The 8,824-nt window shown below is 72.7% G+C and carries 9 protein-coding genes; 6 read left to right on the top strand and 3 right to left on the bottom strand.

The window, feature by feature from the left end; translation table 11 throughout:
* Window positions 1-13: 13 nt before the first annotated feature.
* The 4 genes from thiE to CR938_RS07970 all read left to right on the top strand — a co-directional run bounded on the left by thiE (window position 14) and on the right by CR938_RS07970 (window position 3,525).
* Complete coding sequence (thiE, locus tag CR938_RS07985) at window positions 14-637, top strand: thiamine phosphate synthase (RefSeq protein ID WP_162124503.1); 624 nt, start codon at window positions 14-16, stop codon at window positions 635-637.
* A gap of 69 nt (window positions 638-706) precedes the next feature.
* Window positions 707-2,008, top strand: coding sequence for a glutamate-1-semialdehyde 2,1-aminomutase (gene hemL, locus CR938_RS07980; protein ID WP_162124502.1), 1,302 nt, complete (start codon window positions 707-709; stop codon window positions 2,006-2,008).
* The gene (locus CR938_RS07975) at window positions 1,992-2,885 is read left to right on the top strand and encodes an ion transporter (RefSeq protein WP_246191016.1); all 894 of its coding nucleotides are present in this window, start codon (window positions 1,992-1,994) and stop codon (window positions 2,883-2,885) included. Before hemL ends, CR938_RS07975 begins: the two co-directional genes overlap by 17 nt.
* Window positions 2,886-2,913: 28 nt before the next feature.
* On the top strand, window positions 2,914-3,525 hold the full coding sequence (locus CR938_RS07970) for an HAD-IA family hydrolase (RefSeq protein WP_162124501.1): 612 nt from the start codon (window positions 2,914-2,916) through the stop codon (window positions 3,523-3,525).
* Between the two features lie 43 nt (window positions 3,526-3,568).
* Here the strand turns inward: CR938_RS07970 and CR938_RS07965 are convergent, their stop codons facing one another.
* Window positions 3,569-4,813: an acetylornithine transaminase gene (locus tag CR938_RS07965; RefSeq protein ID WP_162124500.1), complete on the bottom strand. Its 1,245-nt coding sequence runs from the start codon at window positions 4,811-4,813 to the stop codon at window positions 3,569-3,571.
* A 158-nt stretch (window positions 4,814-4,971) separates the two neighbouring features.
* On the opposite strand from CR938_RS07965, the gene CR938_RS07960 reads away from it, so the two are divergent.
* Together CR938_RS07960 and CR938_RS07955 are read left to right on the top strand one after the other, a co-directional pair.
* On the top strand, window positions 4,972-6,099 hold the full coding sequence (locus tag CR938_RS07960; protein WP_162124499.1) for a trans-sulfuration enzyme family protein: 1,128 nt from the start codon (window positions 4,972-4,974) through the stop codon (window positions 6,097-6,099).
* Between the two features lie 315 nt (window positions 6,100-6,414).
* Window positions 6,415-7,371 carry a TerC family protein gene (locus CR938_RS07955; protein ID WP_170296527.1) on the top strand — a complete coding sequence of 319 codons (957 nt, stop codon included), beginning with the start codon at window positions 6,415-6,417 and terminating at the stop codon, window positions 7,369-7,371.
* A gap of 49 nt (window positions 7,372-7,420) precedes the next feature.
* Here the strand turns inward: CR938_RS07955 and CR938_RS07950 are convergent, their stop codons facing one another.
* Together CR938_RS07950 and CR938_RS07945 are read right to left on the bottom strand one after the other, a co-directional pair.
* A complete protein-coding gene (locus CR938_RS07950) occupies window positions 7,421-7,858 on the bottom strand; it encodes a VOC family protein (RefSeq protein WP_162124497.1) in 438 nt (145 codons plus the stop codon).
* Window positions 7,859-7,942: 84 nt separating this feature from the next.
* The gene (locus tag CR938_RS07945) at window positions 7,943-8,761 is read right to left on the bottom strand and encodes an SDR family oxidoreductase (protein WP_162124496.1); all 819 of its coding nucleotides are present in this window, start codon (window positions 8,759-8,761) and stop codon (window positions 7,943-7,945) included.
* Between the last annotated feature and the right edge of the window lie 63 nt (window positions 8,762-8,824).

Here is an 8,824-nt window from a genome sequence, read left to right as displayed (position 1 = left end):
CACCGGAGCCGACATGAGCCCTGCCCCCCGCCTGCGCGGCCTGTACCTGATCACCCCGGACGAGCCGGACACCGCGCGCCTGCTGGCGCGGGTCGGGCCGCTGCTGGTGCCGGGGGTGGCCCTGCTGCAGTACCGCAACAAGACCGCCGGTCCTGCCCTGCGCCGCGAGCAGGCCGCCGCCCTGCAGGCCCTGTGCGCGCGCGCCGGGGTGCCGCTGCTGGTCAACGACGACGTGGCCCTGGCCGCCGAGGTGGGTGCGGCCGGCGCCCACCTCGGCGAGGACGACGGCGACATCGCCGCCGCCCGCGCCCGGCTCGGGCCACAGGCGATCCTGGGCGCTTCCTGCTACGACAGCCTGGCGCTGGCCCGTCGCGCCCTGGCCGCCGGCGCCAGCTACGTGGCCTTCGGCGCCTTCTTCCCCACCGCCAGCAAACGCACCACCCGCCGTGCCAGTCCCGAGCTGCTGCGCCAGGCGGCGGCGCTGGGCGTGCCGCGGGTGGCCATCGGCGGCATCACCCCGGACAATGCCGGGCCGCTGGTGGCGGCCGGGGCCGACCTGCTGGCGGTGATCGGCGCGGTGTTCCACGCCCCGGACCCGGCCGCGGCGGTGCACGCCTTCCTGCGCCACTACGCCTGAGCCGGGCCCGGGGCGGCCGGCGCCCGCGTCCGCGCCTACAATGACGGCTTTTCCGCAGGACTCAGCGCCATGAACCACGCCCGCTCCCATGCCCTGTTCGAACGCGCCCGCCAGCTGCTGCCCGGCGGCGTCAACTCGCCGGTGCGCGCGTTCAAGTCGGTGGGCGGCGAGCCGTTCTTCGTGCAGCGCGCCGACGGCCCGTACCTGTACGACGTGGACGGCAACCGCTACATCGACTACGTCGGCTCCTGGGGCCCGATGATCGTCGGCCACAACCACCCGGCGGTGCGCGAGGCGGTGCAGGCGGCGATCGCCAACGGCCTGTCCTACGGCGCGCCGTGCGAGGCCGAAGTGGAGATGGCCGAGACCATCACCCGCCTGGTGCCGTCCTGCGAGATGGTGCGCATGGTCAACTCCGGCACCGAGGCGACGCTGTCGGCGATCCGCCTGGCGCGCGGGGCCACCGGCCGCCAGCGCATCGTCAAGTTCGAGGGCTGCTACCACGGCCACGGCGACTCGTTCCTGGTCAAGGCCGGCAGCGGCATGCTGACCCTGGGCGTGCCGACCTCGCCGGGCGTGCCGGCGGGCCTTAGCGAGCTGACCGCCACCCTCAGCTACAACGACTTCGAGGGCGCGACCCGGCTGTTCGAGGAGATCGGCGGGGAGATCGCCGCGGTCATCATCGAGCCGGTGGTGGGCAACGCCAACTGCATCCCGCCGCGCCCGGGCTACCTGCAGCACCTTCGCGAGCTGTGCACGAAGCACGGCGCGCTGCTGATCTTCGACGAGGTGATGACCGGCTTCCGCGTCGCGCTCGGCGGCGCCCAGGCGCACTACGGCATCACCCCGGACCTGACCACCTTCGGCAAGATCATCGGCGGCGGCATGCCGGTGGGCGCCTACGGCGGCCGCCGCGAGCTGATGGAGCAGATCGCCCCGGCCGGCCCGATCTACCAGGCCGGCACGCTGAGCGGCAATCCGGTGGCCATGGCCGCCGGCCTGGCCATGCTCAGGCTGATCCAGGAGCCGGGCTTCCACGAGCGTCTGGCCGCGGTGACCGCGCGCCTGTGCGCGGGCTTCGAGGCGGCCGCGCGCGAGGCCGGCGTGCCGCTGACCACCAACCACGTCGGTGCCATGTTCGGCCTGTTCTTCACCGACCGGAAGGTGGAGACCTACGCCCAGGCCACCGCCTGCGACATCGCCGCGTTCAACCGCTTCTTCCACGCCATGCTCGAGCGCGGCGTGTTCCTGGCCCCGAGCGCCTACGAGGCCGGCTTCGTCTCCAGCGCGCATGACGAGGCGGTCGTCGAAGCCACCCTCGAGGCCGCGCGCGCGGCGTTCCGGAGCGTGGCCGATGGGCACGCAGGCTGACCCCGGCCCCGGCACCCGCACCGACGGCGGCAGCCTGTTCGAGCGCGAGCACCTGCCGGCCTCGACCGAGGGCCGCCGCTACCGCTGGTTCCGGCTGATCTTCCACCACGACGCACCGGACGAACGCAACTTCGACCTGGTGCTGATCCTGGTCATCTTGGCCAGCGTGGTGGTGGTGCTGCTGGACTCCATGCCCTCGGTCAAGGTGCGCTGGCACGCCTGGCTGTACGCGGCCGAGTGGCTGTTCACCCTGGCCTTCGCCGTGGAATACGGCGTGCGGCTGTGGGTGGTGAAGCGGCCGCTGCGCTATGCCTTCAGCTTCTTCGGCATCATCGACCTGCTGGCGATCCTGCCGACATTCCTTTCGCTGCTGTTCCCGGCTTCCGCCTCGTTCACGGTGATCCGCGCGCTGCGCCTGCTGCGCGTGTTCCGGGTGCTGAAGCTGGTGGAGTACTCCAGCGAGGCGGGGGTGCTGATCCAGGCGCTGGTGCGCAGCCGCCGCAAGATCCTGGTGTTCATCGCCGCGCTGCTGACCATCGTGGTGGTGTTCGGCGCGCTGATGTATGTGGTGGAGGGGCCGGACAACGGCTTCACCAGCATCCCCGCCGGCATGTACTGGGCGATCGTGACCGTGGGCACCGTCGGCTTCGGCGACATCGCCCCGGCCACCCCGTTCGGCCGCTTCGTCACCTCGCTGCTGATCGTGATCGGCTACAGCATCATCGCCGTGCCCACCGGCATCTACACCGCCGAGCTGGCACGCTCGCTGCAGCCGCGCCGGCGCCAGGCCCGCTGCGGCAGCTGCGGACTGGACGACCACGAGGCCGACGCCCGCCACTGCCGCCGCTGCGGCGCGCCCCTGCCCCACGGGGACTGAGGGCCATGCGCCGCGGAAGGGGGCGCCGATGAAACCGCGGGTGCGCCACCTGCTGCTGGACTTCGACAACCTGCTGGCCCGGTACCGGCGCGAGCGGCGCGTGGCCCACCTGGCCGCGCGTGCCGGCGCGCCGTTCGCGCGGGTCTGGCAGGTGCTGTACGAGGACGGGCTGGAGGCCCGCTACGCCGCCGGCCATGTCGGCACCGCCGAGTACCTGCGCCGGCTTGGCGAAGGCATCGGCGCGCCGGTGGACGAGGCGGCCTGGCAGGAAGCGCGCATCGAGGCCACCACCGCCGACGAGCGCGCGCTGGCCCGGCTGCTGGCGCTGGATCCGGCCCTGCCCATGGCGGTGCTGACCAACAACGGCGAACTGGTCGTGCCGGTGGTCGCGCAGGTGCTGGCGCCCCTGCGGCCACGCCTGCGGCAGGTGCTGTGCAGCGGTGCCCTGGGCGTGCGCAAGCCGCAGCCGCAGGCCTTCCAGGTCGCCCTGGAGCGGCTGGGCTGGAGCGCGGACGGAACCCTGTTCGTGGACGACCTGTTCGCCAACGTGCAGGGCGCGCGCCGCGCCGGGCTGCACGCCGACACCGCCCGCGACGCCCGTGCCCTGGGCCGGGTGCTCAGGCGCTTCGGCCTGGCCTGACCCGCACGCCCCCTCTCCCGCCGGGAGAGGGGATCTGCCGGACTCAGCGGCCGGTGAACGCCGCCAGCGCCTTGCGCAGCCGTGCCAGACCCTCGGCCACGTCGGCGTCGGTGATGTTCAGCGCCGGCACCAGGCGCAGCACGTCGGGGCCGGCCTGCAGCAGCAGCAGCCCGTGGGCGGCGGCGTGGTCGAGGATCTCGCCGGCGCGGCCGGCGTACTCGGACCCGAGCACCGCGCCCAGCATCAGGCCGCGGCCGCGCACCTGGGCGAACACGCCGGTCTCATCGCCGATGGCCATCAGGCCCTCGCGCAGCGCGTGCGACTGGCGCGAGACGTTGGCCGCGATCTGCGGCGAGGCCAGCTTGCGCAGGGCCACGCGCGCCACCGCCGCGGCCAGCGGGTTGCCGCCGAAGGTGGTGCCGTGCGCGCCCACGCCCATCACCTGCGCCACCTTCGGCCCGGCCAGCATGGCGCCGATCGGGAAGCCGCCGCCCAGTGCCTTGGCCAGGGTAACGATGTCCGGCACCACGTCGTCCTGCCAGTGTGCGAACAGGGTGCCGGTGCGGCCCATGCCGCACTGGATCTCGTCCAGCACCAGCAGGGCGTCGTACCTGTCGCACAGCGCGCGCACCTGCTTGAGGAAACCGGAGGCGGCCGGGACCACGCCGCCCTCGCCCTGCACCGGTTCGAGCATGACCGCGGCCACGTCGCCGGCGGCCATCGCCGTCTCCAGCTGGACGATGTCGTTGAAGTCCATGTAGCGGAAGCCGCCGGGCAGCGGCTCGTAGCCTTCCTGGTACTTCGGCTGGGCGGTGGCGGTGACCGCGGCCAGGGTGCGGCCGTGGAAGCTGCCGCGGAAGGTGACGATCACCCGCTGCTGCGGCGGGCGCCCCCGGGCCGCGGCCCACTTGCGCACCAGCTTGATTGCCGCCTCGTTGGCCTCGGCGCCGGAATTGCAGAAGAACACGCGCTCGGCGAAGCGGCTGGCGCCGACCAGCTCCGCGGCCAGGCGCAGCGGCGGCTCGCTGTAGAAGATGTTGGAGGTGTGCCAGACCTTGCCGGCCTGCTCCACCAGCGCCGCGTGCAGGTCCGGATCGGCATGGCCGAGGCTGCACACCGCGATGCCGGCGGCAAAGTCCACGTACTCGCGGCCCTCGCTGTCCCACAGGCGCGAGCCGGCGCCGCGCTCCAGCACCAGCTCGCGCGGGCGGTAGACGGGCAAGTAGTACTGGTGGCCGAGTTCGAGGAGCGAGGCGGTATCGCCGGCGGCCGGCGCGGTGGTGTTCATGGCAGTGCGTATCCGTGGACGGGCCGGCGCGGGCGGGCCGGCAAGGGCGCCATTATCGTCCCGCGCCCCGGCCGCTGCATCCGGTGCCCGCCCGCGGCCTGCAGCGGCCCCGGCGCGCGCGTACCATCGCACCGTCCCCTCCGCTTCCGCCTCCGCCCATGCCCCGCCTCGAGACCCTCGCCGCGCGCGCCGGCGGCCCCCCCGCCCCGGCCGGCGGCGCGCTGGCCCCGCCGCTGCAGCTGGCCACCACCTTCGAGCACACGCCCGACGGCCGGCTGCCGCACGGCTTCCTGTACCAGCGCTACGACAACCCGACCCAGCTGGAGACCGAGCAGGTGCTGGCCGCGCTGGAGGGTGCACGGCGCGCCCTGCTGTTTCCCACCGGCATGGCCGCCGGCGCCACCGCGCTGCAGGCCCTGCCGCCGGGCAGCCACGTGCTGCTGTGCGACGACAGCTACTTCTCCTTCCGCACCCTGGCGGCCGAGCAGTTCCCGCGCTGGGGGCTGGAGTGCAGCATCGTGGACTTCACCGACCTGGACGCGGTGCGCGCCGCGCTGCGCCCCAATACCGCGCTGCTGTGGGCCGAGACCCCGTCCACCCCGCGCCTGAAGGTGTGCGACATCGCCGCGCTGGCGGCCATCGCCCACGGGGCCGGCGCGCGCCTGCTGGTGGACGGCACCTTCGCCCCGCCGGTGATCCAGCAGCCGCTGGCGCTGGGCGCGGACATCGTCCTGCACTCGGCCACCAAGTACCTGGGCGGCCATGGCGACGTGATGGGCGGGGTGCTGTGCTTCGCCGAGGACGGCGGACACGCCGCCGCCTGCCACCGCCTGCGCCTGCTGGGCGGGGCCACCGCCTCGCCGTTCGCGGCATGGATGGTCCTGCGCGGGGTGCGCACCCTGGCGGCGCGCATGGACTGGCACTGCCGCAACGCGCGCCGCGTGGCGGAGTTCCTGGCCGCGCACCCGAAGGTGGCGGCGGTGCACTATCCCGGCCTGCCCTCGCACCCGCAGCACGCGCTGGCGGCGGCGCAGATGCGCGGTTTCGGCGGGATGCTCTCGTTCGAGGTCGCCGGCGGGCGCGAGGCGGCGCTGGCGGTGGCCGCGCGGCTGCGCCTGTTCACCAACGCCACCTCGCTGGGCTCGACCGAGTCGCTGGTCGAGCACCGTGCCTCGATCGAGGGTCCCGGCTCGCCCACGCCCGGCGGCCTGCTGCGCCTGTCGGTGGGCCTGGAACATGCCGACGACCTGGTCGCCGACCTGGAACAGGCACTGGCGGGCGGCTGATCGCATCCGCACCAGCCCGGTACGCGGCACCACCGACCGGCAAGCGCAGCGACCCGCGGGAATGCACATTCCCGCAAACAGGCTGCGCCGTGGTTTGACCGTTCACATGCCGGCCCGCACAATCGCCGGCGAAGGGGAGTAGCTCCCAGCGTGACGGCCGTCATTTCGGGCATTCCGATGCCCCGGTCCCACGGCGGCCCAGGGCCGTGAGCAAGACCTTCGCCGCGACGGCCAAGGTGTGTCCCCGGTTCCCAGAGCAGGGTTCCGCGCCGCCAGCTTCCGCGGCCGTCCTTACTCCTGCCCGGAACATTGATGATGGAAACGATAGGCAACGTCTGGCTGTGGGCCGGATTCTCCGGCCTGGTGCTGCTGGCGCTGGTGGCCGACCTGCTGCTGATGCGCCACGGCGGCGCGCACAAGGTCACGTTCAAGGAAGCGGCGTGGTGGAGCATGGGCTGGGTGGCCCTGGCCCTGCTCTTCAACCTCGCCCTGTGGTGGTACGTCGGCCAGTCGGCCGGTCCGGAAGAGGCACGGCGCATCGGCCTGGAATTCCTGACCGGCTACCTGGTCGAGAAGGCGCTGGCGGTCGACAACATCTTCGTGTTCCTGATGTTGATGGGCTACTTCGCGGTGCCCGAGGAACAGCGCCAGCGCGTGCTGGTGATCGGCATCCTCGGCGCGATCGTGCTGCGCGCGATCCTGATCTTCGCCGGCGCCGCGCTGCTCGCGCATTTCCACTGGATGCTCTACGTGTTCGGCGCGTTCCTGCTGCTGACCGGCGTGAAGATGTGGTTCGCCGCGGGCAAGGAGCCCAGCCTGGAGAAGAACCCGGTGCTGCGCTGGCTGACCGCGCACGTGCCGTTCGTGCGCCGCTACCACGGCGGCGCGCTGTGGCTGGGCCGCGGCAGCCGCCGCAAGTTCACCCCGCTGTTCATCGTGCTGGTGATGATCGGCATCACCGACGTGATCTTCGCGGTGGACTCGATCCCGGCGATCTTCGCCATCACCACCGACCCGTTCATCGTGCTGACCTCGAACGTGTTCGCGGTGCTGGGCCTGCGCGCGATGTTCTTCCTGCTGGCCGGCATGGCCGAGCGCTTCCACCTGCTGCCCTACGGCCTGGCGGTGGTGCTGGTCTTCATCGGCGCCAAGATGCTGCTGGTCGACCTCTACAAGATCCCGGTGCTGTGGTCGCTGGGCGTGGTAGGCGCGATCCTGGCCACCACGATTGCCCTGAGCCTGGCACGGCCGGCACGGGCTGCTGCCGACTGATGCGACGGTCCGGCGGGGACGCGTGCCCCGCCGGACCGCACTCGTGCGCTTACCAGGTGCCGGTATTGGGCATCGACGCCCACGGCTCGGCCGGCGCCAGGGCCTCGCCCTTCTGCAGCAGCTCGATCGAGATCAGGTCCGGGGTGCGGACGAAGGCCATGCGGCCGTCACGCGGCGGGCGGTTGATGGTCACGCCCAGCGACTGCAGGTGGGCGCAGATGGCGTAGATGTCGTCCACCTCGAAGGCCAGGTGGCCGAAGTTGCGGGCGCTGCCGTAGTCCTCCGGTGCCGAACCGTCCTCCGGCGGCCAGTTGTAGGTCAGCTCCACCTCCACCTCCGGGTTCTCCGGCGCGGCGAAGTAGACCAGGGTGTAGCGCCCGGCCTCATTGTCCATGCGCCGGGTCTGGACCAGGCCCAGGCCCTTGGTGAAGAACTCGCTGGTCCTGTCCAGGTCATGGACGCGCAGCATCGCGTGCAGGTACTTCATGTTCGACCTCCGTGGAACGGGCGGCCATTGTAGGAGCCGGCCGCGGCCCCGGCAGGCGCGCGGCCGGCACGCTGCGTGCCGCCCTCAGTCCAGGAACAGGTCCGGCAGCAGCGCCTGCGAGGGGTCCACCGCGTAGCCGGAGAAGTCGGCCACGCCCGCCTGCCGCAGCACGTCCTCGTCGATGAGGAAGTGGCCGCTGAAGCCGGCGGCCTGGCGCACCAGGATGGCGTGGGCGGCGTCGGCCATGATCTCCGGCTTGCGGCAGCGCGCCACCTCCACGCCCGGAATCATGTTCAGCGCGTCGGTGGCGATCACCGTGCGCGGCCACAGCGCGTTGACCGCCACGCCCTGCGGGCCAAACTCGGCGGCCAGCCCCAGGGTGACGAAGCTCATGCCCATCTTGGCCAGGGTGTAGCCGGTGTGCGGCCCCCACCACTTCGGGTCCAGGTTCGGGGGCGGGGCCAGGGTCAGGATGTGCGGGTTCGGGGCCTTGAGCAGGTGCGGCAGGCAGGCCTGCGCGCACAGGAAACTGCCGCGGGCGTTGACCTGCTGCATCAGGTCGAAGCGCTTCATCGGCGTGTCCAGGGTGCCACGCAGCCAGATCGCGCTGGCGTTGTTGACCAGGATGTCGATGCCGCCGAAGGCCTCCACCGTGGCCGCCACCGCGGCGTGGACCTGCTCCTCCTCGCGGATGTCGCACTTGATCGGCAGGGCGCGGCCGCCGGCGGCCTCGATCTCGGCGGCGACGCTGTGGATGGTGCCCGGCAGCTTGGGGTTGGGCACCGAAGACTTGGCGGCGATGGCGACGTTGGCGCCGTCGCGCGCCGCGCGCAGGGCGATCGCGCGGCCGATGCCGCGCGAGGCGCCGGTGATGAACAGGGTCTTGCCGGCCAGGGAGCCCATGGACTCGCACTCCTCGAAGGGGGGAGCGCATTGTCGCCGATCCGGCCGCGGCCGGCGCCGGGC

The sequence above is a fragment of the Pseudoxanthomonas taiwanensis genome (assembly GCF_010093135.1).
Lineage (GTDB): Bacteria > Pseudomonadota > Gammaproteobacteria > Xanthomonadales > Xanthomonadaceae > Pseudoxanthomonas > Pseudoxanthomonas taiwanensis.
This window is presented reverse-complemented; position numbering and strand designations above follow the sequence as displayed.

Coding starts and splice junctions, on each gene's coding strand:
- thiE (WP_162124503.1), top strand. CDS start 14: ATGAGCCCTGCCCCCCGCCTGCGCGGCCTGTACCTGATCACCCCGGAC.
- hemL (WP_162124502.1), top strand. CDS start 707: ATGAACCACGCCCGCTCCCATGCCCTGTTCGAACGCGCCCGCCAGCTG.
- CR938_RS07975 (WP_246191016.1), top strand. CDS start 1,992: ATGGGCACGCAGGCTGACCCCGGCCCCGGCACCCGCACCGACGGCGGC.
- CR938_RS07970 (WP_162124501.1), top strand. CDS start 2,914: ATGAAACCGCGGGTGCGCCACCTGCTGCTGGACTTCGACAACCTGCTG.
- CR938_RS07965 (WP_162124500.1), bottom strand. CDS start 4,813: ATGAACACCACCGCGCCGGCCGCCGGCGATACCGCCTCGCTCCTCGAA.
- CR938_RS07960 (WP_162124499.1), top strand. CDS start 4,972: ATGCCCCGCCTCGAGACCCTCGCCGCGCGCGCCGGCGGCCCCCCCGCC.
- CR938_RS07955 (WP_170296527.1), top strand. CDS start 6,415: ATGGAAACGATAGGCAACGTCTGGCTGTGGGCCGGATTCTCCGGCCTG.
- CR938_RS07950 (WP_162124497.1), bottom strand. CDS start 7,858: ATGAAGTACCTGCACGCGATGCTGCGCGTCCATGACCTGGACAGGACC.
- CR938_RS07945 (WP_162124496.1), bottom strand. CDS start 8,761: ATGGGCTCCCTGGCCGGCAAGACCCTGTTCATCACCGGCGCCTCGCGC.